This is a genomic window from Pseudomonas sp. MF09150, from assembly GCF_059862355.1.
In genome coordinates, this window is the sequence record NZ_JCBCUS010000001.1 from 1276359 (window position 1) to 1302366 (window position 26008).

A 26008-nucleotide genomic window follows, 5' to 3' on the forward strand; every position below is an offset into this window, starting at 1 on the left:
TCAAACCGAACCGGGTGCGGCGACAAACCTCGATCAGCTTTCATGCTCGCTGGTGACCTTGAGCACGTCGGTGTAAGTCACCACCACGCTCTGGCCGACCTTGAGATCCTTGAGGCGGGCCTGGACTTCCGGCTTCTCGACGCTCACGACCTTTTTATTGCCGGCCGGGCCTTCGAATGTCAGTTGGTTTTTCTTCAGGTCGATGGCGGTGATTTTCAGCTGCACCTGGACCTGGCGATAGGCCTCGCCACCCGGATTGGGGTTGTCCTTGGTGGCACGGATCACCCCGCTGCTTTCGCTGGCATCCGGCGCGCCTTTATCCACCTGGGTGTCGAGCACGGCGACCACCGAATGGGTGACCAGGACCTTGACCTGATCGCCCACCTTGAGGTTGCCCAGGTCCTTGGCCTGGTCACTGAGTTGCACATGCACCGGCTTGCCGCCTGCGCCTTCCAGAACCACCTGGTGCTTGGCCGCGTCCACGGACAGGACCTTGGTCACCACCTCATCGGCTTCCACCGCGCCAGCCAGCGGGATATCCGCCGCATGGGCACTGAGGCTGGCGGCTGACAGCAGAGTGGCCAGGGCAATGGCCTTGGTTAAAGTGTGCAGTTTCATAGGGCAACATTCCTTGTGGTTGAAAACAAAACCGACCGCCAATCGAGGTGTTCGATCAGGCGTGGGGCATGAGCATAGACGCTGCTGGCGAGTGCGCCCGCCAGCTCGTCATCCCGGCCGCCCACTGCACGCCACACCCGGCGCCCGATTTTGCCGCGACCTCAGTAGCCGGTCATTTCCAGGTAACCGCTGCCGCCATGGCTGCCACTGAGGCGTACCGGTCCCTCCCAGTAAGGAATGCTCAGGTTCATCCAGGCCTTGGGATTCAGTGCCTGGGTGCTGATATCCAGGCCCCTGGAGCGGATTTTCAGCTGCCAGCGGGTTGGCAAGTCGCGGCCGGCGACCCGGGTCAGGTCCAGGGGCAGCAGTTCGATATCATCCTTGTGCAAGGTCTGGGTGCGGCCATCGGCGCTGATCCAGGTGCCGGTCAGGTACGGCTCCCGATCGTTCTCCCGAACCCGAAACAGCATCAGCCGCTCGCCACTGTCCAGGTGCAACGAGAACCAGTCCCAACCGCTCTGCCCGGCCGCCAGTGGCTGGCTGCTCCACTCGCGGTCGAGCCAGGCCGGGCCGCTGACCTGATAGGTCTTACCATCGATCTGCAAGCTGCCCGCCGCCTGGAAAAACGGCTGGCTGTAGTAATAGGAGGCCTGGCCCTGTTCCGACTTGCGGCTGTAGCCGCCCTCGCCCTGCAACACCGGCGGCTGGCTGGCGTGCAGTTGCAATTGGTAGGCAAAGCCCGGCCCGCTGGCCTGCACCTGCAGGTGGGCCAGGGGATCGCCGACGGGCGTGAGGCTGCGCAGGCTCCAGTCGTCGATCCAGGCCTGGAACGGCTGGGCACTGACCCCGGCCTGGCCCACCCCGCCCCGGGCCAAGCGCTCGGCGGCGTGATGGGCGTCGGCCGATGTAGCCGCCGCGTGGCCCAGCCACACCAACGGCGCGCCCCAGCCGGGCTGCTCGGGGCCAGGCCGCAAGGCGCTGCGAAACAGCGTCCATTGCACGCCGAAGTGCTGGCCTTGAGGGTCCACCAGATCGGCGGTGAGGTACCACCATTCGATGCGAAACCCCTCATGGGCGCCGTGATCGGCGGGAAACCCGAACGTGCGGCCCGGCACCACCTGGGCGAAGTCGGCCGCCTGGTTGCCCAGCCCGGCGAAGCCCTGTTGCGGTGCAGCGGGCTGATCACAACCGCCCAGGCACAGGCTCAACACCAGCAACAGGCGGCATGCCCGATCAATGCTCATCGGCAAACGTCCTCAGCAGGTCCACGGGTTGCGTGCGGTAAAGCGTGAACAGCGGCCAGGCCGACGCCAGCAAGGTGGCCAGCAGCGCCAGCCCCAGCAGTTGCAGCAACTGCCATGGGAACACCCGCAACGGCAGGCGCCAGCCGAAGGCCTGGACGTTGATCACGGTGTCCAGGCACCAGGCCAGGGCGATGCCCAGGGGCAGTGCCAGGACCAGGGTCAGCACCGCCAGCAGCCAGGTCTGGCCCAGGTTGAGCAGCATCAGTTGGCGCCGGGTCACGCCCAGGGCCCACAGCGGCGCCAACTGGCCCAGGCGGCTCTGGCTCTGGGTCAGCAGGCTGATAAACAGCGCCACGCCGGCCACCCCCAGGGTCAGGCTGTTGAGGGCTGCCGTGGCGGCGAAGGTGCGCTCGAAGACCTGGCTCGACCAGCCCTTGAGTTGCACCTGATCGATGATCCGGCTGTCGTCGAGGGCAAACTGCTGGTGCAAGCGGCTGACCAGGGGGCCGATGGCCGACGGCTCGATCCTCAGGTTGAAACGGCTCGGCGTCAGTTGCGGCCAGTGCTGCAACAGGTGCCCGGCGTTGACCAGGATATGGCCCTTGGGGTTGCCGTAGTCGGCGTAGATCCCCACCACCTGCGGCGCCCATTGGCCTCCGGGCACCGGGATCGGCAAGCGGTCGCCGACGCGCACCTTGAGCCGACGCGCCAGCTGTTCGCTGAGCATCAGGCTGTCGTCCCGGGCCAACTGGTCCCAGGGCTGCTCGCCCAGGGCTTCCAGCAGCGGCCAGTGCTGGCGGTAGGTTGGATGGTCGATGACCCCGTACAGCTCCGCCGGCCAGCCCTGCACTTGCAACGGCACCAGCCAGCTGGGCAGCAGCGCTGTCACTTCCGGCTGCGCGGGCAGCCACTGTTGCAGCTCCCGGGCCTGGGCCGGGCTTTGGGGGTTGAGGTACAGCTCGGCGGTCAGGCGCTGTTCGAGCCAGTCAGTGAAGGTCTCGCGAAAACCCGACGTCATGCTGCCGGCGCCGATATTGGCCGCCAGGGCCAGCAGCAGCGCCATCAACGCCAGGCTCAGTGCCGGCAGTTGCTGACGGCAATCGGCGACAAACCACTGCCCCAGTACCGAGCGACTGCGCCCCAGCAGGCCGCCGAGCAAGGCATCGAGCAGCACCGGCAATCCCAGGGCCGCCCCCAGCAGCAAGGCCGCCATCAGTACAAAGCCGCTGCTCAGGCTGTCGCCCAGCCACCAGGCCGCGCCCGCCACGGCCAACGCCAGGGCGGCGACCCGGCCCTGGCGCCGTAGCCAGCGGGCGTGGGCCTGATGCCAGGCCTGGGGGTTGGCCAGGGCCAGCAGCGGCAGGCGCGCGGCACGCAGCAGGCTGTTGCCGCCGGCAAGCAAGGCCCCCAACAGGCTCAGGCCGATGCCGCTCAGCCACCACCCGGGGCTCAGGTTCAATTGCCCCGCCACCTCGGCGCCGTACAGCCCGCGCAGGCTGGCAGCAACATCCGGCAGCAACCACCCCGCCAGCAGGTAACCGCTGGCCACCCCGGCAATCCCGCCCAGCAGCGCCAGGCCGCCCAGCTCCACCGCCAGGCAGAAGATCAGCATCCGCGCGCTGACACCGCAGGCACGCAAGGTTCGCAGCAGGCTGCGGCGCTGCTCCAGGGCCAGGCCGATGGCGGCGTGGACGATAAACAGCCCGACCACAAACGACAGAAAGCCCAGGGCATTGAGGTTGAGGTGAAAGCTTTCGGTCAGGCGCGACAAGTCGCTCTCATCGGCGCCCTGCTTGAGCCGCAACTGCCCGGCCAGCTCGGCGGGCAACGGCGGCGCATGGGCGGCGAAGTCCCGGGGCAACAGCAGCCGTGAGACTTGCCCCGGCTGGCCCAGCAAGGCCTGGGCAAAACCGATATCCAGCAACAGCATGCCCGGGGCCATGTCGGCCTGGCTGTGCAACGGCGGCAGCACCTGGCCATCCGCCGTCTGCGGCTGCTGGCCCTCGTGATAACCCAGGGCAGCCAGGGTCTGCGGCGCGACCCAGGTGCGCCCGGGCGGGCCGAAGAAGTCGACGATCTGCCGCAGGTCCAGGGCCTTGCCGGCCACCGCGGCCCCGGCCGGCAGCGACAGCGGCTCGATCCCCATCAATTGCAGGCGCACCTGCGGATGTTCCTTGAGCGTAATGCGCCCTTGCAGCACGGGCGATACCGGCCAACCGGCACGGCGCAGGCTGACGAACCAGGCTTGAGTAAAGTTGCCGGCGCTGGCCGTGCCCAGGCTGGCCTGGGGCTCGCCGCCGATCAGTTGGCTGGCCCGGGCGTAGCTGTCACGGGCCTGGCTGTTGAGCGCCAGGACTCCGGTCAGCAGGCTGGTGGCCAGCCACAAACCAGTCACCACACTGAAGAACTGCACCGGGTGCCGGCGCCAATGGCTGAGCAACGCGCCCAGGGCGCCTCTGAAGACCCCCATCTCAGTGCCCGTCCGGGTCGGCCAGGCGTCCGCCGTGCAACAGCACAATCTGCCCCAGGCGGCTCGCGACCCGCTGGCTGTGGGTAACCATCAGCAGGCTGGTGGGGCTGTCGGCCAGCAGGTCGAGCAACAGCTGCAGCACTTCGTCGCTGGTGGCTTCGTCGAGGCTGCCGGTGGGTTCGTCGGCCAGCAGCAGGCCAGGCCTGGACGCCAGCGCGCGGCCGAGGGCGACCCGTTGCTGCTGGCCACCGGACAACTGCTCCGGGTAGCGCCGCAGCAACTCGCCCAGGCCCAGGCGCTCCACCAATTGCGCCTGCCAGCGCGGATCGAAACGCCCGGCCAGGCGCGCCTGGAACGCCAGGTTGTCGTCAACCCGCAGGCTGCCGATCAGGTTGAACTGCTGGAACACCAGGCCCACTTCCGTGCGTCGCCAGTTGGCCAGCTGGTGTTCGTTCATGTGCTCCAGCGGCTGCCCGCCAACGCGAATGCTGCCGCGATCAACCTGATCCAGCCCCGCCACCAGGTGCAGCAAGGTGCTCTTGCCGCTGCCCGACTCACCCATCAGCGCCAGGCTGCCGCCCTGCCCCAGTTGCAAGTCGACACCCTGCAGCACCGCCAACGGCCCCTGGGGCGTGGCGTAACTCTTGAACACGCCTTGTACATCGAGCATGGGCTGAATCGTCCGACCGAAGATGAGGCCCAAGGATAGCGCGTGCAGCGCCCGAGGCCGGTTGAAACCTTCGCCGCTCCAGGCAGTCAATGCCTGAGCGCCCATCAACCCGCGCCGCCCCTATCGGCCTGGCGCGGCGGAATATAGTATTGCAGCCCTTTTTTCATTGCAGGAAGCATCCATGACCTACACCAGGGTCCAATTGCAGTACCGGCTGTACATCGCCGCAGGCGCACTGTTGTTTACCGGTGCTTTGATCTCGACCTTTTTCTCGACCCTGAAAATGCTCTATTGGCGCCTGGACAGCTACACCACCATGGCCTCGACTATCAATCGCCCGATCAAGTACTTCGTGTACCTGGTCAACGACAACACCCAGGCGCTGAACTGGTTCTGGGACAACAGCCCGACACCCAGCTTCATCGACCTGAGCTACCCGTCCCACTGGAAATTTTTGCTGATCTACCTGCTGATCTTCGTCGGCGCGGCGCTGTTCGCTACGGGCCGGGGAATGATGCGCAAGGTCGAAGCAGTCGAGCCGCTGATCGAAGCCCAGCTCAAGGCCCCGGTGGAGGAAGGCGTACCGGCCAAGACCCTGCAACAGCTGGAAGACTCGACCCTGGTGGACAAGGCGCCGTCGTTCTTCAGCCAGGTCCGCCTGCTTGTGGTCTGGCCGCTGGGCGCCGCGGCGGTCTACCTGGGCCTACTGTGGATGCTGGGCATCATCTGATGCCCGACGCTGGCGACCGACCAGCCGGCAGAACGAAACGTACTCGCCCGGGGCAATGCGCCCCATCGCTACTGGCCAGCGCCAGCCGCAGGTTGATCACCTTGTTGTGCGTCAGGGCCAGCTCGGAGTCACCCAGCTTCCGGATCAGTTTCGAGGTGTGCGTGGCGCTGAAACCTTCGCCGCTCCAGGCAGTCAATGCCTGAGCGCCCATCAACCCGCGCCGCCCCTATCGGCCAGGCGCGGCGGAATATAGTATTGCGCCCCTTTTCTTCATGGCAGGAAGCACACATGAACTACACCCGCGCCCAATTGAAATACCGGCTGTTCATCGGCGTAGGTGCACTGATGTTCACCGGCGCCTTGATCTCCACCGTGTTTTCCACCCTGCAGATGTTCAAGTGGCGCCTGGACGACTACACCGCCATGGCCGGCACCATCAACCGGCCGATCAAGAACTTCATGTACTGGCTCTACGAAAACACCCGGCCCCTGGACTGGTTCTGGAGTAACAGCCCGGTCCCGGATTTCATTCGGCTCCACAGTTCGCAGCACTGGAAATACCTGGTGATTTACCTGCTGATCTTCGTCGGTGCCGCACTGTTCGCCTCGGGCCGGGCACTGATGCGCAAAGTGGCGGCCGTCGAACCCCATATCGAGGCCCAGCTCAGCGCCCCGGCGCAGGACGGCGTGCCGGTGATGACCCGCCAGCAGTTAGAGGACTCGACCCTGATCGGCGACGTGCCTTCGTTCTTTTCCCAGGCGCGCCTGCTGTACGTGCTGCCCCTGGGCATCGCGGTGGTCTTCCTCGGCCTACTGTGGACGCTGCGGGTCCTTTAGCGGCGGGTCCAGCAGCTCGTCCGCCACCGGGTACTTGACCACGACCCGGTTGCGGTACAGCAACTCCCGGCGCTCCAGCTGCGGGTTCTGGCCCTTGGTCAGCACATCGCGCCAGATCTCGTTCTCACGCAGCACCCGGCTGCCTTCGCGAGTGAAGCGATGGCCGCGCTGGAAGATGTGGTAATTGAAATCCCGCGGCTGCTCGCACAGCAGTTCGCCTTCGAGCTGAGACTCGCCGACCTTCAACTTGAGCTGGAAGGTGCTTGTGCTCGGGTTATGCAGCACCAGGTCGATGTAGTTGTAGAAGATCGCCGCCCCCGAACCGAATGGCAGCACCCGGCCCTCGTCGGGAAAGGGGTCGAAGCTGTGGTTGGAACGCTCGACCACCACCAGCGGCGAGTGGATCGCCATCCAGTGAATCAGGTTGCTCAACTGGCAGATGCCACCACCGATGCCGCTGCGCGCCTCGCCGAACGACAGCTCCATGCCTTCGACAAACCCCCGCTCGCGGCTTGGGCGACCGACCAGGCGGCAAAACGAAAAGTACTCGCCCGGGGGAATGCGCACCCCATCGATACTGGCCACCGCCAGCCGCAGGTTGATCACCTTGTTGTGCTGCAGGGCCAGGTCGGAGTCGCCCAGTTTGCGGATCAGTTTCGAGGTGTGCTTGATATAGCGGTACGCCAGGCGCTCGCTGCCCGCCTCGGGACGCGCATAACGCCGGCGGCCAAAGCGCCAGGCCAGGTGCCGCACCAGGCGTTTTTGCCGGACCCGTAGCCAGTACAGGAGCGGGTGATACAGCGACAGGGGTTTCATCGATTGGCCCGCAGCCTTCGTCCGTGAAAAAACTGCGGCATCTTAACGGCAGCGCCCGGCGCAGCCTAGCCCAGCAGTTGGCTGAGCACCGCCCGCAGCTTGCCCGGCTTGACCGGTTTGTTCAGCAGCGGCGCGCCGAGCTGTTGCAGGGCGCGGCGGCACTGGTCGCTGCGGTCGGCGGTGATGATCACCGCTGGCAGCGGCAAACGGAAATGTTCCCGCAGGTGGCGCACCACCTCGCACCCTATGACCCCGTGATCGAGGTGGAAGTCCGCCAGGATCAGCTCCGGCGCCCGCCCTTGCAGAACCTCCAGTGCCCCCGCCTCGTCGGTCGCGGTCAGCACCTCGCAACCCCACTGCCCGAGCAGCGCGGCCATGCTTTCCAGGATGCTGACTTCGTTGTCCAGCACCAGCAGGCGTCGGCCCGGCAACGGGTTGCCGGTGCTCGGCTGCGGCATGGCCAGGCTGATGGGCAGCGGCACTTCGCCAGACAGCGGCACATCGATGCTGAACACCGAGCCGCGCCCGGGCTGGGAACGCACCAAAACCGGGTAGCCGAGGATCTTGGCAATGCGCTCGACAATCGCCAGGCCCAGGCCGACGCCCTTGCGATCGGCCGCGCGGCCGACATCCAGCTGGTTGAATTCGAGGAAGATCGAGTCCAGGCGATCGGCAGCGATACCGCGGCCGGTGTCCCAGACCTCCAGGCGCAGCATGGCCCCACGTCGGCGGGCACCGAGCAGGATGCTGCCGCGCTCGGTATAGCGGCAGGCGTTGCTGAGGAAGTTGCGCAAGATGCGCGTCATCAGCCGCAGGTCGGTGCGCACCGCGAAATCACCGATGCGCGCGCGCAAATCGAGTCCGGTCGCCTCGGCCACCGACTGGAATTCCGAGACCAGCGGCGCCAGCAGTTCATCCAGGCGGTACAGCGCCACATCCGGCTTGACCGCGGCCTGGTCGAGCTTGGAGATATCCAGCAGATCGGTGAGCAGATCTTCGGCGCCTTCCAGGGCCTGGTGCGTACGCTCCACCAGCACCTTTTCGGCAGCGGGCAACTGGCGTTCACGCAGGGTGGAAATCAGCAGCCGCGCGGCATTCAAGGGTTGCAGCAGGTCATGGCTGGCGGCGGCCAGGTATTTGTCCTTGCTGCGGTTGGCGGCTTGCGCGGCGTCCCGGGCATCGCGCAGGGCCTGTTCGACCTGTTCCCGCTGGGCGATCTGCTGCTGCAGGTTACGGTTGGCCTCCAGCAGTTCGTCGGTGCGTGCCGCGACCCGTTGTTCAAGCTGGTCATTGAGTTGTTGCAGGCGCTGCTGGGCCAGTTTGCGCTCGGTGATATCGGCGACGAAGCCTTCCACCAGTTCATCCTGGTCCGGCTTGAGCAACAGGTTCATCAGCACATCGATGCTGCTGCCGTCCTTGCGCCGCAGCTGGGTTTCATAGCCCAGCAGGCTGCGCTGGCGTTGCAGCATTTCGCCTATGGCTTCCAGCTCCGGGGCACCGCCGACAAACAGGTTGCCGGCCAGGTCCGCCAGGGAAAACAGCACCTCCTGCGGGTCCTGATAACCGAGCATCCGCGCCAGGGCCGGGTTGGCGGCGCGCATGCCTTGCAGCAGGCTGCCCTGGAACACGCCATGCACGGCGTTCTCGAACAGCCATTTGTAGCGGTTGCGCTCGGCTTCCAGGTCGTCCAGGCGCGCCGCCAGCTCCGGGTAGTGACTCTTGCGCGCCGAGTGGTTGCCCAGCCCCAGCAGTCCGGCGAGGGCGCGTTGCTGCTCCTCAGAGCGCTTCGCCATACACGACCTCGACGTCACGCTGGCTCGATTCCCGCGGGTTGGTGAGGATGCACGGGTCATCCATGGCGTGCTCCGAGAGGAACGGAATATCCGCGGTGCGCACGCCGTGCAGGCCCAGGGTTTCGTGGAAGCCGATGGCGTGCTTGAGGGCGATCAGGTGTTCGACCAAACGCCCGCAGATCTGCCGATGGTTGAGGCCGCGACAGTCGATGCCGAAGGTCTCGGCAATCACCTTGAAACGCTCCGGGGCCGAGCTGTAGTTGAAGGCCACCACGTGCTCTACCAGCACCGCGTTGCACAAGCCGTGAGGCAGGTCGAGGAAGCCGCCGAGGCTGTGGGACATGGCGTGCACCGCGCCCAGGATGGCGTTGGAAAACGCCAGGCCGGCCTGCATGCTGCCGAGCATGATTTTTTCCCGCAGGGCGATGTCGGTCGGGTTGGCGATCATCTGCACCAGGTTGCCGTTGATCAGGCGCATCGCCTCCAGCGCGTGGGGGTCGGTCAGTGGACCGTGGCCGGTGGAGACAAAGGCTTCAATGGCATGCACCAGGGCATCGATGCCGGTACAGGCGGAGAGGAACGGGTCCATGCTCAGGGTGGTTTCCGGGTCGATCAGCGACACATCCGGCACCACCGCCTTGCTGACGATGGAGAACTTCATCCGTTCCTGCTGGTTGGAGATGATCACGAACTGCGACACATCGGCCGAGGTGCCGGCCGTGGTGGGCACCAGGATCAGCGGCGGGCTCGGCACGCGGATCATGTCCACGCCTTCGAACTCAAGGATGCTGCGCCCGTGGGCGACGACGATGCCGATGGCCTTGCCGCAATCCATCGGGCTGCCGCCGCCGACCGCGACGATCACGTCGCAGCCGTTCTCGCGGTAGATCTCGGCGCCCAGCATCACCTCTTCCACCCGAGGGTTGGGCGAGACCGCGCTGTACAGGCAATAGTCGACGCCCTGGGCCTGCAGGCTGGCCTCGATATCGGCCACCCAGCCGGCGGCGATCACCCCGGGGTCACTGACCACCAGCACCTTGCGCGCACCGAAGGTCTTGGCATAGTTGCCGACGTTGTGCCGACAGCCGGCACCGAAGATGATTTCCGGGGAAACGAATTTACGCAGCAGACTGAGATTCTGGCCCATGGGAAGCCTGTTTCTTGTTGTTCTGGAAGATGAACGCCAGCCTAAAGCATCCCGCTGCGAATGCAATCCGACCATCGGGTACCCCTGTAGCCGCTGCCTGACTACGCCGTGGCAGTTCGAACACCACCCAATGCCTGTCGCCGCTGCCGGGCCGGCGAGGCTGCACCGGCCCTGAAGCACGCCGTGGAACTGCGGTGGTTCCCGAGCGTGCGGCAGCGGCTACAGCAGGGGCTCAGAGGTGAATGTCCATCCCATCGAACGCGACCTCGATCCCGCGCCTGTCGAGCAGCGCCCGTTCGGCGGAGTCCTCATCGAGGATCGGGTTGGTGTTGTTGATATGAATCAGCACCTTGCGCGCCCTCGCAAAGCCGTCGAGCAGTTCGAGCATGCCGCCAGGGCCGCTTTGTGCCAGGTGGCCCATTTCACTGCCCAGTTTGTCGCCGACTTCGCAGACGCGCATTTCATCGTCGCGCCACAGCGTGCCGTCCACCAGCAGGCAGTCGGCGCGGCGCATCCAGCCCAGCAGCTCCGGGTCTACCTGGCCCAGGCCCGGCGCATAAAACAAGGTGCCGCCGCTGCGCAGGTCCTCGACAAACAGGCCGATGTTGTCCCCCGGGTGCGGGTTGCCCCGGTGCGGCGAATAGGGCGGCGCGCTGCTGCGCAAGGGGATTGCGCGCAACCGCAGGTGCTCGCAGGCCGGGACGCTGAAGGCCTCGCCCGAAAGATCGATCGGCTGCCAGTCGAGGCCGCCGTTCCAGTGACTGAGCATGTTGAACAAGGGGAAGCCGCTGCTCAGGTCCTGATGGACCATCTCGGTGCACCAGACCTGATGCGGGCAGCCTTCGCGCAGGCTGAGCAGGCCGGTGCAGTGATCGATCTGGCTGTCCAGCAGGATGACCCCGGCAATCGCCGTGTCCCGCAGCTGCCGCGCCGGTTGCAGGGCCGGGAAGGATTCGAGTTGGGCGCGGATGTCGGGCGAGGCGTTGCACAGGATCCAGTCGACGCCGTTGTCGCTCAGGGCAATCGAGGATTGGGTACGGCGCAGGGCGCGCACGCTGCCGTCGCGCACGCCGGCGCAGTTGCGGCAGTTGCAGTTCCACTGCGGGAAGCCGCCACCGGCCGCGGAACCAAGAATGCGGATATGCATGGGCAAGCTCCCGGAATCGAGGAAGACTCCGGCCAACGCAGACGATTGACCGGAGCGGAACGCATCAGCGGTTGGCGAAATACATGGTCACTTCGAAGCCAATACGCAGATCGGTGTACGCGGGTTTATGCCACATGGGTCAATCCTCTTCTTGTGCCGGGCGATTCCGGTAGAGGCATTAATGCACGGGGGGCAACGAGGCCGAATGCTACTTTGGGACAAGCTGGCGGGGTGCGTTGGTAGGGGATGAGGTTGAGGGGCAACGCAAAACGGCGCGGCGTCCACCCAAGACGTCGCGCCGTTTTATTGTGTTCCTTCAGGTCGGAGCGAGGCAGCACCCAACTGCCCCGCTACTACCCTGGCTTTTAGAAAAAGCCCAGGGGATTGATGTCGTAGCTCACCAGCAGGTTTTTGGTCTGCTGATAGTGGTCGAGCATCATTTTGTGGTTCTCCCGACCCACGCCGGACTTCTTGTAGCCACCGAACGCGGCGTGGGCCGGGTACAGGTGGTAGCAGTTGGTCCACACGCGACCGGCCTTGATCGCCCGGCCCATGCGGTACGCGCGGTTGATGTCGCGGGTCCAGAGGCCGGCACCGAGGCCGAACTCGCTGTCGTTGGCAATCGCCAGGGCTTCGGCTTCGTCCTTGAAGGTGGTCACGCCCACCACCGGGCCGAAGATTTCTTCCTGGAACACGCGCATTTTGTTGTGGCCCTTGAGCAGGGTCGGCTGGATGTAATAGCCGCTGGAGAGGTCGCCCTCCAGGTGCTCGGCAGCGCCACCGGTGAGCAGCTCGGCGCCCTCCTCCTGGGCGATTTTCAGGTACGAGAGAATCTTGTCGTACTGCTGCTCCGACGCCTGGGCACCGACCATGGTTTCGGTGTCCAGCGGGTTGCCGCGCTTGATCTTGACGATCTTCTTCATGACTTCAGCCATGAAGGGTTCGTAGATCGACTCCTGGACCAGCGCCCGCGACGGGCAGGTGCAGACTTCGCCCTGGTTGAAGAACGCCAGCACCAGGCCTTCGGCAGCCTTTTCAATGAACTGCGGCTCGGCCTGCATGATGTCTTCGAAGAAGATGTTCGGCGACTTGCCGCCCAGTTCCACGGTGGACGGGATGATGTTCTCGGCCGCGCATTTCATGATGTGCGAGCCCACCGGCGTGGAGCCGGTGAAGGCGATCTTGGCGATGCGCGTGCTGGTGGCCAGCGCCTCGCCCGCTTCGCGACCAAAGCCCTGGACGATGTTCAGCACCCCGGCCGGCAACAGGTCGGCAATCAGCTCGGCGAACACCATGATCGACAGCGGCGTCTGCTCGGCCGGCTTGAGCACCACGCAGTTGCCGGCGGCCAGTGCCGGGGCGAGTTTCCAGGCGGCCATCAGCAGCGGGAAGTTCCACGGAATGATCTGCCCGACCACGCCCAGGGGCTCGTGAAAATGATAGGCGGCGGTGTGTTCGTTGATCTCGGCGGCCGAACCTTCCTGGGCGCGGATGCAACCGGCGAAATAGCGGAAATGGTCGGCAGCCAGGGGCACGTCGGCATTCAGGGTTTCGCGCACGGCCTTGCCGTTGTCCCAGGTTTCGGTGATCGCCAGGATTTCCAGGTTCTGCTCGATACGGTCGGCGATTTTCAGCAGCACCAGGGAGCGGTCCTGGGCCGAGGTCTTGCCCCAGGCGTCAGCGGCGGCGTGGGCGGCGTCCAGGGCCTTTTCCACATCTTCGGCACTGGAGCGGGGGAATTCGGCGATCACTTCACCGGTGACCGGCGAGGTGTTGCTGAAGTACTGGCCATTGACCGGGGCCACGAACTCGCCGCCGATAAAATTGCCATAGCGCGGCTTGAAGGAAACGACAGCGCCTGGGGTTCCGGGTTGTGCGTAGATCATGCTGGGCCTCTGCTTGGGTCGAAGCCTGTCAGTCAACAGGCGATACCCCGATGGTAGAGAGCCCCGGGCCCCAGACGAATGCGCCGTTGGCAGGGGGACTCTCGTTATTTGGTAGTAGGGCGGGGCCGCTTGCGGCCCAGTTGCAAGCCTGGAGCTGCAAGCGGCAAGTGCGGAGCGGAACGCGGTCAGCTTGCCGCTCGCGCCTGCTGCACATCCAAAGCGCTACACCGAACGCTCTTAACGTGCAGCGTGCCGCTTGCCGCTCGCTACTGCTTCACCAACGCTTTAGGCAACTTGAAGGTCCAGAGCATGCCGCCCTGGTTGAAGTCCTTGACGCGCTTGGCCACTTCCCCGCCCCACAGCGGCACCGCGCCGCCCCAGCCGGAGAGCACCGAGACGTATTGCTCGCCGTCCATTTCCCAGGTCACGGGCGAGCCCAGGACCCCTGAGCCGGTCTGGAACTCCCAGACTTTCTCGCCGGTCTTGGCGTTGAAGGCCTGGAGGAAACCTTCCGGGGTGCCGGTGAAGACCAGATTGCCCTTGGTGGTCAGGACGCCGCCCCACAGAGGCGCGTAGTTCTTGTGGCGCCAGACTTCCTTACCGCTGACCGGGTCGATGGCGCGCAGCACGCCGATGTAGTCCTCGTTCAGCGGCTTGATGGTGAAGCCCGCACCGAGGAACGCCGCGCCCTTCTTGTAGGCGATGCCTTCGTTCCAGATGTCCATCCCCCACTCGTTGGATGGCACGTAGAACAGCCCGGTGTCGCGGTTGTAGGCCATCGGCATCCAGTTCTTGGCCCCGAGGAAGGCCGGGGCGACGAACACCGAAGAACCCTTGGCCTCGCTGCCCGGGGCGCCCGGACGGCTGGCTTCGTTGTAGATCGGCCGGCCGTTTTTATCCAGGCCGGTGGCCCAGGTGATCTTGTCGACGAAGGGGAAGCCGCGGATGAACTTGCCGTTGGTGCGGTCCAGCACGTAGAAGAAACCGTTGCGGTCGGCGGTGGCCGCCGCTTTGATTTCCTTGCCGCCTTCCTTGTAGTTGAAGGAAATCAGCTCGTTGACGCCGTCATAGTCCCAGCCGTCGTGGGGCGTGCTCTGGAAGTGCCATTTGATGCTGCCGTCGTCCGGGTTCAGGGCCAGGCGCGACGATGAGTAGAGGTTGTCGCCGGGGCGCAGGTGGGAGTTCCACGGTGCCGGGTTGCCGGTGCCGAACAGCAGCAGGTTGGTTTCCGGGTCGTAGTAGCCCCCCAGCCACGGCGCCGCACCGCCGGTCTTCCACAGGTCGCCGGGCCAGGTCTTGCCGGCCTCGCCACCGGAGATGCCGTTCTCCACCGCCTTGCCGTCCTTGTAGACGTAGCCCATATGGCCCTCGACCGTGGGCCGGGTCCACAGCAGGTCGCCGTTTTTCGGGTCGTAGGCTTCGATCTTGCCGACCACGCCGAACTCGCCACCGGCGACCCCGGTGATCAGCTTGCCGTTGATCACGATCGGGGCGGCGCTGATGGAATAGCCTTCCTTGTGGTCGGCGACTTTCTTGCTCCACACCACCTTGCCGGTGTCTTTGTTCAGGGCCACCAGCTTGGCGTCCAGAGTGCCGAAGAACACCAGGTCGCCATACAACGCCACGCCCCGGTTGATCACGTCGCAGCAGGGGCGGATGTCATCCGGCAGGCGCGCGTCGTATTGCCAGAGCTTCTTGCCGGTGCGCGCATCCACGGCGAACACCCGCGAATAGGAGCCGGTCATGTACATCACCCCGTCCTTGATCAGGGGCTGGGCCTGCTGGCCGCGCTGCTTCTCGCCGCCGAACGAAAACGCCCAGACCGGCCGCAGCTCCTTGACGTTGTCGACGTTGAGGGTGTCCAGCGGGCTGTAGCGCTGACCCTGGACCCCGAGGCCGTTGGTGACGATCTGCTCGGGGTTCTGCGGGTCCTGGAGGATTTCCTGATCGGTGACACCAGCCAGCGCCGTACCGGACAGCAGCATGGCGCTGAGCAACAGGCTCACGGCGAAGGACGGGCGACGTGCGGGATGGGACATGGCGGCTACCTCTGCGGTTTTTTGTTGTACCCGGGAAATTTTCCCGGTCTGGCGCAGATTCTTGGTCCCGGCCCGCTTCCCAACAATTACCCGCAGTACGGAGTTTTCTAGTTCCTTGGTGGGGGGTGAATGTAAGAGCGCGGCTGTGAACACTCCTGTGGCGAGGGCGCTTGCTCCCGCTCGGCTGCGCCGCGGCCGTAAAACCTGGGTACGGGTTGCATCAGGCAGACTCCATGCGCCGGGGTTGGGGTTGCTTTGCAACCCAGCGGGAGCACGCGCCCTCGCCACATGAAGCCCTTCAGCAGCGCCAACACCTTCGTCACAGAAAAAGCCCTCGGCGCCTGGACTACTGCGTGTCCACACGCCGCAACTGTTGCCGCTCATAACGCGGGTACAGGTGGCTGACGCTGCGGATCAGCTCGTAACGGCTCAGGCTGATGCCGGCAAAACGCTCGGGGATGGGGCGGCGGATCATCTCGGCCATGTCATCGCCCTGGGCCGCGCCGTCGCGCATCAACTGGTCGAGCCAGCCCAGGTAATCGCGCATCTGGGCAAAGGGCGCGGCATCGCTGGCCAGCGGCCCGTGACCGGGGACGATCAGTTTCCAGGGCAGGCCCTGCAAGGTATCCAGGTCCTTGAGCCAAACGTCCAGCCCGGGGCTGTTGGGGGTGGTCAGGGCGCGCTGGTAAAACACCAGGTCACCGGCGAACAACACCCCAGTTTTTTCATCCAGGATCGCCAGGTCCGCCCCGGTGTGCCCGCCCAACCCCAGCAGGCGCAACGGGTGGCCACCGATGTTCAGGGTGCCGGTCTCCAGCACCTGGGTCGGCAGCACCACCTCGGTGCCGCGCATCCAGTCGCCCACCATGCGGTACATGTTCTCGGCCATGGCATCGCCCTGCTGGCGCAGCAGGTCGGTGGTGCCGGCCAGGGCGCCGATCGGCACGTCGGCGAAGGCCTGGTTGCCCAGCACATGGTCCGGGTGATGGTGGGTCAGCAGCACCTGGATCACCGGCTTGTCGGTGGTCGCGGCGATTGCCCGGCGCAGGGCTTCGCCGTAGCGCCGGGAAGGCCCGCTGTCGATCACCACCACCCCGCTGTCGGTGACGATAAACCCGGTATTGACGATATTGCCGCCATTGTTCTTGGCGAAGTTGTCGGTGCTGCCCTCAAGCAGCCAGGTGCCTTCGGCGATCTGCCGGGGCTTGAGGTGGTAGTCCAGCTCGGCCCACGCCGGCAGGCACAGGCTCAGGCACAACAGCAGTATCCAGCGCATGGCGCGCTCCCTTGTTCAGCGAATGGGGTGCGGCAATGGGCTCAGGGAATCGCTGCCTCGAACTCATTGCCGCTGTTGTCACGCAGCAGCAGGCGGGTCTGCCCGGCGCCCTCGAGGTCGAACCCCAGGTTGGGGTTTTCGCTGACCGCCGGAAACAGCTCCAGGCGCGCCAGCACCTGGCCCTGGGCGTCCTGCAGTTCGGCGTGGTTGAGGAAGAATTCGGGGATGCCACTGACCATGCCGTTGTCCATCGGGTGCGCCACCTGCAAACGCAGGCGGCTGGAGTCGCCGCGGGGGTAGCGCCCGCCCAGGACTTCGCCGATGTGCTCCTCCCAGCCGGGCTGGGTGCGCACCACACTGGGTGCGGTACAACCGCCGCCGGCGGCGTCGATCAGGGTCGAGCCGACGTGCCACAGGCCGTCGCGGGTCTGCACCGCCGCCCGCAGCGGCGTGGCCTGCTCGATACGGATGCGGATCGACAACCAGGGCTGTACCCCCGGCCCGGGCTGGAAGTCGACAATCTTCGGCAACGGGTTGAGCTCGGCCCAGGCGAGGATCTTCACCACCTGCCCCGCGAATGCCCGGGCGTCGATCTCCAGCGGCACCTGCCGTGCATCCTCGGCAAAGGGCGGCGCCAGCAGCTTGACCCGGTCATCGAAAACAAAGGGCGCATCGCCGAGCATCTGCTTGTGGTAGAAGGCCCACATCACCGAGGGCACCGGGTCCTTGCCCGGGTCGACCGTCGCCGCCTGGCCTGCCAGGGGCAGCCAGCAGATCAGCAGCCAACTCGCTCGCCAGTTCATCACACGCTCCTATTGATACATCTGCGGGACTTCGTAACGCAGGCCGTAGCCGGCGTAGAGCGCCTTGAGCGTGCCGTCGCGGATCAGCCCTTCCAGGGCCTCTTCCACGGCGTAGGCCAGCTGGCGATTGCTTTCATGCACCGCCATGCCGATCTCCCACAGCTGCTTGCCCATGTTCGGGTAGGCGTTTTCGGCGAGCGCCAGTTGCGGGTCGGCGGCCTGGTGCACCTGCCAGTCGATCTCGCCGCGCATGGCCATGACGGCGTCCACCTCGCCGGCTTTCATCGCGGCAAAGGCCTGGCCGACATCGGGGTAATGATGGGTCTTGGCACTGAGCATGCCGTTGAACACCGAGGTCAGGTAAAACGACGGCACGCTGTCGACCTCGACCCCGATCGGGTGCTGCTCGAACACCGCCACGCTGGCCACCGAGTCCAGGCGCCGCCGGTCATAGGCCACCTGCCAGCACTCGCTCTGGTACGGGCCGAACATCACCACATGGTCATTGTTCAGCTCCCCCAGCTCGTTGCGTTTTTGCGCGTAGTCATGGTCGTAGGGCACGCGCATCATCAGGTCGGCCAACTGCTGGTTGCGCAGCTGGCTGCCGCGCCAGATGTAGTCGCGCAGGTCGTCGTCGAGTTTTTCCCCGGGCGGCGCCCAGATCAGTTGCAGGCGCACGCCCAGGGCCTTGGCCAGGGCTTGCGCCAACTCGACGTCGACCCCCTTGGCCTGGCCCTGGTCCTCGAAGCTGTAGGGGGCGAAGTCCTTGTAGACAGCGACCTTCAATTCGCCGTCGGCGATCATCTGGTCGAAGGTGCGCACCTGCGCCTGCGCCGCCTGGCAGCACAGCAGCAGGCCGGTCAACAGCGCGGCAAACAGGCGCATGGCGCTTACTCCTCGACGTGCACGCTGTCCAGGTAAGTGCGCACGGCCCACAGGGCTTCCTGGCTCAGGTAGTCGGCCATTTTCGGCATGTACACCCGGCCGTCGCGCACGGCGCCATGGCGCACGCGTTCGACAAACCACTCATCGCCGGCTTCGCCGACATCGAGCATGCGCAGGTCAGGGGCGATACCACCGGACTTGGCTTCAAGGCCATGGCAGGCCGCGCAGTTCTGGTTGTAGGCCGAGGCGCCGATTTCCACCGCCTTGTCGTGTTCCGCGGAGGTGCGGTACGGGTTGACCGCCGCCCAGCCGTCGCCATCCACGGTCACGCCTGCGTCCTTGACAGGGGTCAGGCCTTTGGTTTCCACCGCCTGCGGCACCACGTTGCCATGGGCCCAGACCGCACCGGTACTGATCAACCCGGCCAGGAGCCCTACCGCGAGCAAGGCGTTGCGTTTTGTTGTCATTGTTATGCCCTCAAGATTGCACGCAAGACCTCTCTACAGAGGCTATGCCGCCATCTTAGGAACACCCCCGCGCCAGCCGTATGCTGCTTTGGTGGTCGGCCCCTACTCCCTTGGTAGTAGGGCTTGTGGCGAGGGCCTAAATCATGTGCCGCCTGGGAACTTTTCCCGGCAAGGGCGGGACTTTTTCCGTATCTGCAAAACCGGCGGCAACCCACCCTATGCAGGCCAAAACCTCCACTGGGAACTGCAACCATGACAATAAGATCGCTACCCGCCCTTTCGCCCCTGACCCTGTCTGTGCAAGCCTTTTTGCTGGTCAGCAGCCTGTCGCTGACCTCGGCCGCCGTGGCCGCCACTGCCCCGGCGGCGCCTGCCACCAAGAACGTGACCTGGGAAGACATCGCCAACGATCACCTGACCACCAAGGACGTGCTGCAGTACGGCATGGGCACCAATGCCCAGCGCTGGAGCCCCCTGGCCCAGGTCAACGACAAGAACGTGTTCAAGCTGACCCCGGCCTGGTCCTACTCCTTCGGTGACGAAAAACAGCGCGGCCAGGAATCCCAGGCCATCGTCAGCGACGGCGTGGTCTACGTCACCGGTTCCTATTCCCGGGTGTTCGCCCTCGACGCCAAGACCGGCAAGCGCCTGTGGACCTACAACCACCGCCTGCCGGACAACATCCGTCCGTGCTGCGACGTGGTCAACCGCGGGGCGGCGATCTTCGGTGACAAGATCTACTTCGGCACCCTCGATGCGCGCCTGATCGCCCTCGACAAAAACACCGGCAAAGTGGTGTGGAACAAGAAATTCGGCGACCACAGCGCCGGCTACACCATGACCGGCGCCCCGGTGCTGATCAAAGACAAGGTCACCGGCAAGGTGCTGCTGATCCACGGCAGCTCCGGTGATGAGTTCGGCGTGGTCGGCCAACTGTTCGCCCGCGACCCGGACACCGGTGAAGAGGTGTGGATGCGGCCCTTCGTCGAAGGCCACATGGGCCGCCTGAATGGCAAGGACAGCACCACCACCGGCGACGTCAAGGCGCCGTCCTGGCCCGATGACAAGACCACCGAAACCGGCAAGGTCGAAGCCTGGAGCCACGGCGGCGGTGCCCCCTGGCAGAGCGCGAGCTTCGATGCCGAAACCAACACCATCATCGTCGGCGCCGGCAACCCCGGCCCGTGGAACACCTGGGCCCGGACCTCGAAAGACGGCAACCCCCACGACTACGACAGCCTCTACACCTCGGGCCAGGTCGGCGTCGACCCGAGCACCGGCGAGGTCAAGTGGTTCTACCAGCACACGCCGAACGATGCCTGGGACTTCTCCGGCAACAACGAGCTGGTGCTGTTCGACTACAAGGACAAGGACGGCAAGGTGGTCAAGGCCACCGGTCACGCCGACCGCAACGGCTTCTTCTACGTCGTGGACCGCAACAACGGCAAACTGCAGAACGCCTTCCCCTTCGTCGACAACATCACCTGGGCCAGCCATATCGACCTGAAGACCGGTCGCCCCGTGGAAAACGAAGGCCAGCGTCCGGCCAAGCCATTACCGGGTGAAACCAAGGGCAAGCCAGTGGAAGTCTCGCCACCGTTCCTGGGTGGCAAGAACTGGAACCCCATGGCCTACAGCCAGGACACCGGGCTGTTCTACATCCCGGGCAACCAGTGGAAGGAGGAGTACTGGACCGAGGAGGTCAACTACAAGAAAGGCTCGGCCTACCTGGGGATGGGGTTCCGCATCAAGCGCATGTACGACGACCACGTCGGCACCCTGCGTGCGATGAACCCGACCACCGGCAAGGTGGTGTGGGAGCACAAGGAACACCTGCCGCTGTGGGCTGGGGTATTGGCGACCAAGGGCAACCTGGTGTTCACCGGCACCGGCGACGGTTTCTTCAAGGCCTTCGACGCGAAAACCGGCAAGGAGCTGTGGAAGTTCCAGACCGGCAGCGGCATCGTTTCGCCGCCGATCACCTGGGAACAGGATGGCGAGCAGTACATCGGCGTGACCGTGGGTTACGGCGGCGCGGTGCCGCTGTGGGGTGGCGACATGGCTGAGCTGACCAAGCCGGTGGCGCAAGGCGGTTCGTTCTGGGTGTTCAAGATCCCGAGCTGGGATACCAAGACCGCCCAGCGCTAACCGACGTGTGGCGAGGGCGCTTGCTCCCGCCGGGCCGGGCTGGCGTACCAGCGCGCAGCGGCCCCGAAACCCGCCCACACGCTAGCTCAGGCATAGCGCGTGGGCCGGATTCACCACGGCTACGCCCCGGGGCGCCGGCCAGCCCGCGCCCTCACCACACCCGCCTTCACTCCAGCCGGAGAACCGCACCATGAACTATCTGCCACTGGCCCTGCTGCTGACCCTCTCCCCTGCCTTCGCCGTGAATATCGACGACGACGGCAACGATGTCCCCCTGACCATCAATGGTTGCCTGATCGACGAATCCAGCCAGTGCCCTGGCGCCAACTTGCGCGGGGCCAACCTGGCCAACCAGGACCTGCGCAAGATGAACCTGGCCGGCGCCGACCTGCGCGATGCCGACCTGCGCCATGCCCAGCTGGACCTGGCCAACCTGGAAAAAGCCCAGTTGCAAGGCGCCAACCTGACCCGCGCCAGCTTGCAGCAGAGCAACCTGCGCCTGGCGGATTTCACGGACGCCAAGCTGATGTCGATTCAGGGCTGGGGGATGTTTGCCCAGGGGGCGCAGTTTCAGAACGCCAATTTGAGCGGTGCCTATCTGCAATTTGCCAGGTTGTCCGGGGCCAAGTTGCACCAGGCCAATCTGCAGGCTGCCGACCTGGAAATGACCTGGTTGAGCAAGGCGGATTTGCAGGGGGCGGATTTGCGGGATGCCAATCTACAGGAGGCCAAGTTTGGCGAGAGTAATCTGGAGCGGGCGAACCTGAGTGGGTCGCGGCAGCATTATGCGAATTTTCAGGATGCGAATATGGAGGGGTGTGGGGGGTGTCCGGGGAGTTGGGATAAGTAGGGGGTCGGTCGGGGGATTTGGGATTGGGGGCAGATCCGTTGCTGCGGTTGTGGCGACTATGGGTTCCGCCCTTACGGCGGGTCACTTTGGAAAAGCCCCAAAGTAACCAAAGGGCTCTTGCCCCACCACTTGGTGCCTCGCCTAGGCTCGGCATGCCCTCACTCCGGCATTGATCCGTGGGCCGCCGCAATGGGCCATCCATGGCCCAGTGCGGCTAACCCGGCGTCCTGCCGGGTTGCCCACGGCTCACTGCCTGCGTTCGGCCATCGTGGTTTAACGGGGCGCTTCAGATCAAAATCAAGAGCGAGGCGGCCCTCCGGCCGGCCTGGGCCGGTACCTGCGCGTCCCGCGCCCCTAAAATCACTGCAACTTTACCGGCCATCTGTAGCCGCTGCCGCAGGCTCGGGCCGCGCTCGGACGCTGGCCCTCACACCACCTCATCAACCTGATAAACCACAGCGCCAATGCCGCCCAGCGCAGCCTGGCGGCAGTGGCTTCAGATTTTGATCTACCCGCCCCTTCGGCAGGCCGAGTGGAGGTGTTCATCAGGGGATTGGCGCGCAGCGCCCTTCGACGCAGTCGAAGACGTCGCTGGAAGCGATGCCCCCTGAGGGACGCCGGAACGAGGGAACCCGAGCGCAGCGAGGGCCGTACGCTCGGGGCGAGACTTTTTGGTTACTTTTGGCTGGGCCGGCATTCCGGGCGTTTGACAAAAGGGACTCGCCGTAAGGGCGAAACCCTAAGTAGCCGTTACCGCAGCAACGGATATTTTCCCCCCCAAAAATCACCCAGCCACCCTAACCACCCCCATATCAATCCCCAAATGCACCAACTCCGCATGAGAACTAACCTGCAACTTGCTCTTGAGCATGGTCAGATAGTTGGACACCGTTTTCGCACTGATGCACAGCTGCTGCGCAATCAACCGCGCCGGTGTGCCCTTGGCCAACATCACAAAAATCTCCAGTTCGCGCTGGGTCATGCTTTGCAGGCGCGGGTCGCTGGCATTCTGCTGGGGCGTGCAGGCCAGTTGCGTAGCCAGGGGTTGTTCGATGTAGGCGTGCCCCGCGAGGATCCTGCGCACCGCCTCGATCAACACCTCAGGTGCCGAGTTCTTCGTCAGGTAGCCTGAAGCCCCCGCATCCAGCGCCTGACGCACCAGCGGCAGCTCGTCATGCATGCTGAAGAACAGCACCCGCAGCTGTGGCAAACGCTGGCGCAAGCGCCGGGTGGTTTCCAGGCCGCTGATGCCGGGCAGGCCAAAATCCATGATCACCAGGTTCGGCACCTCTTCCTGGACCCGAACCAGGGCCTCCTCGCCCGTGGCCGCTTCGCGCACCTGGATCGCCGGCAACAAGGCCCGCAGCAGGCTGGCATAGCCCTGGCGGACCACCGCGTGGTCATCGACCAGCAAAATATTCATCACGCCTCCAAGGGAATGCTCAAGGCCAGCGCCCAACCGGCGCCGGGCTGACTGTTGATGCGCAGTTCGCCACCCAGGCTGCGGGCGCGTTCGAACATCGAATGCAGGCCCACTCCAGGCTGCTGCGGCTGCTGGGCGCCACGGCCGTTGTCGCGGATCGACAGGCGCAGGCGCCCGGCGCGGTGTTGCAGGCGCACCCGGACCCGGCTCGCCCCGGCGTGGCGGGCGACGTTGGTCAGGGCTTCCTGGAGCAGCCGATACAGGTGAGTCTTGCTCGGCATCGACAGCGGCGGCAGGTATTGGTCCACCCGCAGCTGGCAATCGATGCCCTGGCTACCCCGCCAATGCTCCACCAGCAGGCCCAGGGCCTGGTCCAGCGGCAGGTGTTGCAGCACCACCGGATACAGGTCGTGCACCAGGGCGCGAAAACCCTGTTGCAGGTGTTCGCAGTTCGATTCCAGGGCTTGCACCGTCTGCGCCAGCAGCGCCGGCTGGTCGGTCACCACCCGCAGCAGGCAGGCCTGGGCGCGAATCCCCGCCAGGTATTGCCCGAGGTCATCGTGCAGGGTCTGGGCCAGGTGGGTGCGCTCCTGTTCCTGCACCGCCAGCAGGGCCTGGGTCAGGTGCGTGTTATCGCCCCGGGCCTGTTCCAGGGCCTCGACCATGTGGTTGAAGTGGCCGGCCAGCTGCCGCGCCTCGGGCAGACCCTCGGCCCGCAGGCGCACCGCCAGTTGCCCGCCCGACACTTGCCGCAAGGCGCGCAGCAGGTCGTCCAGCAGGCCCATGCCGCGGCGCACCGCCCAGCGGATGGTCAGCAGGCTGAGCAACAGTGCCAGGCCACACAGGCTCAGCAGTTGCTGCAATGAATCCCAGACTTCATCGATCTCATCACTGGGGTCGACGCCGATCAGCACCCGGCGCCCGTCGCTCAAGTCCAGCACCTTATGGCTGCGACGGCTACCGTCGAACAATTGGCGACCGAGCCAGGCATCCAGCCCCTGCTCGGAGGCCAGCTCCAGTGACTCGCCCGGCGCCAGCCAGTGCACCCGCACATGGCGCAGGCTGCGGGTCAGGCGCGGTTGCAGGCTGGCCGGATCGCGCTCGGCCGTTTCACCCAGGTACTGCACCACCGCCTCGGCCGATTGCAGCTCGCGCTCCACATCCGCCACCGCCTGGTGCAGCAGCAGCGCCATGCAGGCCAGCGTGACCAGGGCGAAAAATGCCGTCACCCAGAGGTTGATCCGCCACAGTGCCGACATCCCTAACGCCCCGGCACTGCAGGCGCGACCAGGGTCTGCAAGGGTCGCGCCGGGTGCAGTTTGTCGACGCCGATCAGGCTCAGGATCAGTAACAGCGGCAACAGCAACGCTTTGAGAATCCGCATGTTCGGTGCTCTCCAAGGTGGCGATGCAAGGAAGGTGGCGCGCCAGGTGACCGTTGCCCTCATGCTAAAACCGCGCCGGAGCCAGCGGGGTACTACCTTGGTACTGGCCGAGCGGTACTTTCTGCATATTTCCCCGCCCGCCAGGGCTTCCTATGCTGACGCCTCCCCTAGCGGAGTGCCCCATGCGCCAGCTCGTCAGTTACGCCTTGATCTACTTGCTGGCGATTGCCAGCGCCGCGTTGCTGGCGACTCAAAGCCAGGCCGACGAGGGCACGCTGAGCGTGCGCATCGGCTACCTGGGGTATCGTCCCGACCCCGGCCCGCTGCTGTCCAACGTCATTCCCGAGCCCAATGACGCCGGTGAGCGCGGCGCGCAATTGGCGATCGAGGACAGCAACAGCACCGGGCGTTTTCTCAAGCACGACTACCAACTGCGCAGCGCCAGCGTCGACAGCCCCGAGGCCCTGCTGCAAGCCGCCCAGGCCCAGCACGCCGAGGGCCTGCGGCTGTTCGTGGTCAATGCCCCGGCGGCCAGCCTGCGCCAGCTCAGCGCCGCCCTGCCCGACAGCCTGCTGTTCAACGCCGGCAGCGCCGATGACAGCCTGCGCAGCAACGCCTGCCTGGGCAACGTGCTGCACAGCCTGCCGAGCCGGGCCATGCTCGCCGACGCGCTGGTGCAGTTCATGGCCGTGCGCAAATGGCAGCGCGCGCTGCTGATCGTCGGCCAGACCCCGGACGACGAGGCCTATGCGGCCGCCCTGCGCCGCGCCAGCAAGCGTTTCGGGGTGAAGATCGTCGCCGAAAAACCTTGGAGCTTCGACAACGACCAGCGCCGCAGCGCCCAGGCCGACATGCCGCTGTTCACCCAGACCGCCGAATACGACGTGGTGCTGGTGGCCGATGAACGCGGTGATTTCGGCGAGTACGTGCCGTACCAGACCTGGTACCCGCGGCCGGTGGCCGGGACCCAGGGCCTGACGCCCACCGGCTGGCACAAGACCGTGGAAACCTACGGCGCCGCGCAGTTGCAGAAACGCTTCGAGGCCCTGGCCGGACGCTGGATGAACGACCGGGATTTCGCCGCCTGGATCGCCGTGCGCAGCATCGCCAGCGCCGTCAGCAAATTGCGTCAGGCCGACCCCGTGGCCATCCAGCAGCTGGAACTGTCCGAGCAGTTGCCCCTGGACGGGTTCAAGGGCCGCAAGCTCAGCTATCGCCCGTGGAACGGCCAGTTGCGCCAACCGATCCCCATCGTCCAACCCCGGGCACTGGTCAGCACCTCGCCCCAGGACGGCTTCCTGCACCCCTTCAATGAAATGGACAGCCTGGGCTACGACAAGCCCGAGGTGACCTGCCGCTACCCCTGATCCCAACA

23 protein-coding genes and 1 pseudogene are annotated in these 26008 nt (G+C 65.4%); 5 read left to right on the forward strand and 19 right to left on the reverse strand.

Annotated elements, in window-relative coordinates; all coding sequences use genetic code 11:
* Positions 1–33 precede the first annotated feature (33 nt).
* From AC19YX_RS05425 to AC19YX_RS05440, 4 genes are all read right to left on the reverse strand, one after another.
* Complete coding sequence (locus AC19YX_RS05425; RefSeq protein WP_078473715.1) at positions 34–618, reverse strand: hypothetical protein; 585 nt, start codon at positions 616–618, stop codon at positions 34–36.
* A 161-nt stretch (positions 619–779) separates the two neighbouring features.
* Positions 780–1862, reverse strand: a complete 1083-nt coding sequence (locus AC19YX_RS05430) for a lipocalin-like domain-containing protein (protein ID WP_500605849.1) — start codon at positions 1860–1862, stop codon at positions 780–782.
* A complete protein-coding gene (locus AC19YX_RS05435) occupies positions 1852–4332 on the reverse strand; it encodes an ABC transporter permease (protein ID WP_500605850.1) in 2481 nt (826 codons plus the stop codon). Before AC19YX_RS05435 ends, AC19YX_RS05430 begins: the two co-directional genes overlap by 11 nt.
* Position 4333: 1 nt before the next feature.
* Entirely contained in the window at positions 4334–5002 is a 669-nt protein-coding gene (locus tag AC19YX_RS05440) for an ABC transporter ATP-binding protein (RefSeq protein WP_078473736.1), read from the reverse strand.
* A 181-nt stretch (positions 5003–5183) separates the two neighbouring features.
* On the opposite strand from AC19YX_RS05440, the gene AC19YX_RS05445 reads away from it, so the two are divergent.
* Positions 5184–5732, forward strand: coding sequence for a YniB family protein (locus AC19YX_RS05445; RefSeq protein WP_421547307.1), 549 nt, complete (start codon positions 5184–5186; stop codon positions 5730–5732).
* Positions 5733–5744: 12 nt separating this feature from the next.
* On the opposite strand, the pseudogene AC19YX_RS05450 reads toward AC19YX_RS05445, so the two are convergent.
* A pseudogene (locus AC19YX_RS05450) lies at positions 5745–5892 on the reverse strand (VanW family protein); the annotation flags it as partial.
* Between the two features lie 128 nt (positions 5893–6020).
* Here AC19YX_RS05450 and AC19YX_RS05455 point away from each other — a divergent pair.
* Positions 6021–6569: a YniB family protein gene (locus AC19YX_RS05455; RefSeq protein ID WP_500605851.1), complete on the forward strand. Its 549-nt coding sequence runs from the start codon at positions 6021–6023 to the stop codon at positions 6567–6569.
* Here the strand turns inward: AC19YX_RS05455 and AC19YX_RS05460 are convergent.
* From AC19YX_RS05460 to pedF, 11 genes are all read right to left on the reverse strand, one after another.
* Positions 6543–7385, reverse strand: a complete 843-nt coding sequence (locus tag AC19YX_RS05460) for a VanW family protein (protein WP_500605852.1) — start codon at positions 7383–7385, stop codon at positions 6543–6545. The genes AC19YX_RS05455 and AC19YX_RS05460 overlap by 27 nt on opposite strands.
* Positions 7386–7450: 65 nt before the next feature.
* The gene (locus AC19YX_RS05465; RefSeq protein ID WP_500605853.1) at positions 7451–9178 is read right to left on the reverse strand and encodes a hybrid sensor histidine kinase/response regulator; all 1728 of its coding nucleotides are present in this window, start codon (positions 9176–9178) and stop codon (positions 7451–7453) included.
* On the reverse strand, positions 9162–10325 hold the full coding sequence (gene ercA / locus AC19YX_RS05470; RefSeq protein WP_078473723.1) for an alcohol dehydrogenase-like regulatory protein ErcA: 1164 nt from the start codon (positions 10323–10325) through the stop codon (positions 9162–9164). Before ercA ends, AC19YX_RS05465 begins: the two co-directional genes overlap by 17 nt.
* Positions 10326–10557: 232 nt before the next feature.
* Complete coding sequence (gene pqqB, locus AC19YX_RS05475; protein ID WP_201130358.1) at positions 10558–11472, reverse strand: pyrroloquinoline quinone biosynthesis protein PqqB; 915 nt, start codon at positions 11470–11472, stop codon at positions 10558–10560.
* A gap of 64 nt (positions 11473–11536) precedes the next feature.
* A complete protein-coding gene (gene pqqA, locus AC19YX_RS05480; RefSeq protein WP_011060521.1) occupies positions 11537–11608 on the reverse strand; it encodes a pyrroloquinoline quinone precursor peptide PqqA in 72 nt (23 codons plus the stop codon).
* 229 nt (positions 11609–11837) lie between these two features.
* On the reverse strand, positions 11838–13358 hold the full coding sequence (exaC, locus tag AC19YX_RS05485; RefSeq protein WP_078473725.1) for an acetaldehyde dehydrogenase ExaC: 1521 nt from the start codon (positions 13356–13358) through the stop codon (positions 11838–11840).
* Positions 13359–13624: 266 nt separating this feature from the next.
* Positions 13625–15397 (reverse strand): PQQ-dependent methanol/ethanol family dehydrogenase, encoded by a 1773-nt coding sequence (locus AC19YX_RS05490; RefSeq protein WP_078473726.1) that lies wholly within the window; start codon positions 15395–15397, stop codon positions 13625–13627.
* Between the two features lie 346 nt (positions 15398–15743).
* Complete coding sequence (locus AC19YX_RS05495) at positions 15744–16673, reverse strand: quinoprotein relay system zinc metallohydrolase 1 (protein WP_500605854.1); 930 nt, start codon at positions 16671–16673, stop codon at positions 15744–15746.
* A gap of 41 nt (positions 16674–16714) precedes the next feature.
* Positions 16715–17476 (reverse strand): quinoprotein dehydrogenase-associated SoxYZ-like carrier, encoded by a 762-nt coding sequence (locus AC19YX_RS05500; protein WP_078473728.1) that lies wholly within the window; start codon positions 17474–17476, stop codon positions 16715–16717.
* 9 nt (positions 17477–17485) lie between these two features.
* A complete protein-coding gene (locus tag AC19YX_RS05505; protein ID WP_078473729.1) occupies positions 17486–18361 on the reverse strand; it encodes a substrate-binding periplasmic protein in 876 nt (291 codons plus the stop codon).
* A gap of 5 nt (positions 18362–18366) precedes the next feature.
* The gene (gene pedF, locus AC19YX_RS05510) at positions 18367–18828 is read right to left on the reverse strand and encodes a cytochrome c-550 PedF (RefSeq protein WP_020299999.1); all 462 of its coding nucleotides are present in this window, start codon (positions 18826–18828) and stop codon (positions 18367–18369) included.
* A gap of 252 nt (positions 18829–19080) precedes the next feature.
* On the opposite strand from pedF, the gene exaA reads away from it, so the two are divergent.
* The gene (gene exaA / locus AC19YX_RS05515; RefSeq protein WP_078473730.1) at positions 19081–20976 is read left to right on the forward strand and encodes a quinoprotein ethanol dehydrogenase; all 1896 of its coding nucleotides are present in this window, start codon (positions 19081–19083) and stop codon (positions 20974–20976) included.
* 190 nt (positions 20977–21166) lie between these two features.
* The gene (locus tag AC19YX_RS05520; protein WP_500605855.1) at positions 21167–21826 is read left to right on the forward strand and encodes a pentapeptide repeat-containing protein; all 660 of its coding nucleotides are present in this window, start codon (positions 21167–21169) and stop codon (positions 21824–21826) included.
* Positions 21827–22610: 784 nt separating this feature from the next.
* Here AC19YX_RS05520 and AC19YX_RS05525 read toward each other — a convergent pair.
* From AC19YX_RS05525 to AC19YX_RS05535, 3 genes are read right to left on the reverse strand one after another with little or no spacing between them, the layout of a single operon-like run.
* Positions 22611–23249, reverse strand: coding sequence for a response regulator (locus tag AC19YX_RS05525; RefSeq protein WP_020300002.1), 639 nt, complete (start codon positions 23247–23249; stop codon positions 22611–22613).
* Positions 23249–24508 (reverse strand): HAMP domain-containing sensor histidine kinase, encoded by a 1260-nt coding sequence (locus tag AC19YX_RS05530; RefSeq protein WP_500605856.1) that lies wholly within the window; start codon positions 24506–24508, stop codon positions 23249–23251. The genes AC19YX_RS05525 and AC19YX_RS05530 overlap by 1 nt, the downstream gene beginning before the upstream one ends.
* Before the next feature lie 2 nt (positions 24509–24510).
* Positions 24511–24633 carry a hypothetical protein gene (locus AC19YX_RS05535; RefSeq protein ID WP_020300004.1) on the reverse strand — a complete coding sequence of 41 codons (123 nt, stop codon included), beginning with the start codon at positions 24631–24633 and terminating at the stop codon, positions 24511–24513.
* A gap of 182 nt (positions 24634–24815) precedes the next feature.
* Between AC19YX_RS05535 and AC19YX_RS05540 the strand changes: the two genes are divergently transcribed.
* Positions 24816–26000, forward strand: a complete 1185-nt coding sequence (locus AC19YX_RS05540) for an ABC transporter substrate-binding protein (RefSeq protein WP_500605857.1) — start codon at positions 24816–24818, stop codon at positions 25998–26000.
* Positions 26001–26008: the final 8 nt, after the last annotated feature.

Coding starts and splice junctions, on each gene's coding strand:
- AC19YX_RS05425 (WP_078473715.1), bottom strand. CDS start 618: ATGAAACTGCACACTTTAACCAAGGCCATTGCCCTGGCCACTCTGCTG.
- AC19YX_RS05430 (WP_500605849.1), bottom strand. CDS start 1,862: ATGAGCATTGATCGGGCATGCCGCCTGTTGCTGGTGTTGAGCCTGTGC.
- AC19YX_RS05435 (WP_500605850.1), bottom strand. CDS start 4,332: ATGGGGGTCTTCAGAGGCGCCCTGGGCGCGTTGCTCAGCCATTGGCGC.
- AC19YX_RS05440 (WP_078473736.1), bottom strand. CDS start 5,002: ATGCTCGATGTACAAGGCGTGTTCAAGAGTTACGCCACGCCCCAGGGG.
- AC19YX_RS05445 (WP_421547307.1), top strand. CDS start 5,184: ATGACCTACACCAGGGTCCAATTGCAGTACCGGCTGTACATCGCCGCA.
- AC19YX_RS05455 (WP_500605851.1), top strand. CDS start 6,021: ATGAACTACACCCGCGCCCAATTGAAATACCGGCTGTTCATCGGCGTA.
- AC19YX_RS05460 (WP_500605852.1), bottom strand. CDS start 7,385: ATGAAACCCCTGTCGCTGTATCACCCGCTCCTGTACTGGCTACGGGTC.
- AC19YX_RS05465 (WP_500605853.1), bottom strand. CDS start 9,178: ATGGCGAAGCGCTCTGAGGAGCAGCAACGCGCCCTCGCCGGACTGCTG.
- ercA (WP_078473723.1), bottom strand. CDS start 10,325: ATGGGCCAGAATCTCAGTCTGCTGCGTAAATTCGTTTCCCCGGAAATC.
- pqqB (WP_201130358.1), bottom strand. CDS start 11,472: ATGCATATCCGCATTCTTGGTTCCGCGGCCGGTGGCGGCTTCCCGCAG.
- exaC (WP_078473725.1), bottom strand. CDS start 13,358: ATGATCTACGCACAACCCGGAACCCCAGGCGCTGTCGTTTCCTTCAAG.
- AC19YX_RS05490 (WP_078473726.1), bottom strand. CDS start 15,397: ATGTCCCATCCCGCACGTCGCCCGTCCTTCGCCGTGAGCCTGTTGCTC.
- AC19YX_RS05495 (WP_500605854.1), bottom strand. CDS start 16,673: ATGCGCTGGATACTGCTGTTGTGCCTGAGCCTGTGCCTGCCGGCGTGG.
- AC19YX_RS05500 (WP_078473728.1), bottom strand. CDS start 17,476: ATGAACTGGCGAGCGAGTTGGCTGCTGATCTGCTGGCTGCCCCTGGCA.
- AC19YX_RS05505 (WP_078473729.1), bottom strand. CDS start 18,361: ATGCGCCTGTTTGCCGCGCTGTTGACCGGCCTGCTGCTGTGCTGCCAG.
- pedF (WP_020299999.1), bottom strand. CDS start 18,828: ATGACAACAAAACGCAACGCCTTGCTCGCGGTAGGGCTCCTGGCCGGG.
- exaA (WP_078473730.1), top strand. CDS start 19,081: ATGACAATAAGATCGCTACCCGCCCTTTCGCCCCTGACCCTGTCTGTG.
- AC19YX_RS05520 (WP_500605855.1), top strand. CDS start 21,167: ATGAACTATCTGCCACTGGCCCTGCTGCTGACCCTCTCCCCTGCCTTC.
- AC19YX_RS05525 (WP_020300002.1), bottom strand. CDS start 23,249: ATGAATATTTTGCTGGTCGATGACCACGCGGTGGTCCGCCAGGGCTAT.
- AC19YX_RS05530 (WP_500605856.1), bottom strand. CDS start 24,508: ATGTCGGCACTGTGGCGGATCAACCTCTGGGTGACGGCATTTTTCGCC.
- AC19YX_RS05535 (WP_020300004.1), bottom strand. CDS start 24,633: ATGCGGATTCTCAAAGCGTTGCTGTTGCCGCTGTTACTGATCCTGAGC.
- AC19YX_RS05540 (WP_500605857.1), top strand. CDS start 24,816: ATGCGCCAGCTCGTCAGTTACGCCTTGATCTACTTGCTGGCGATTGCC.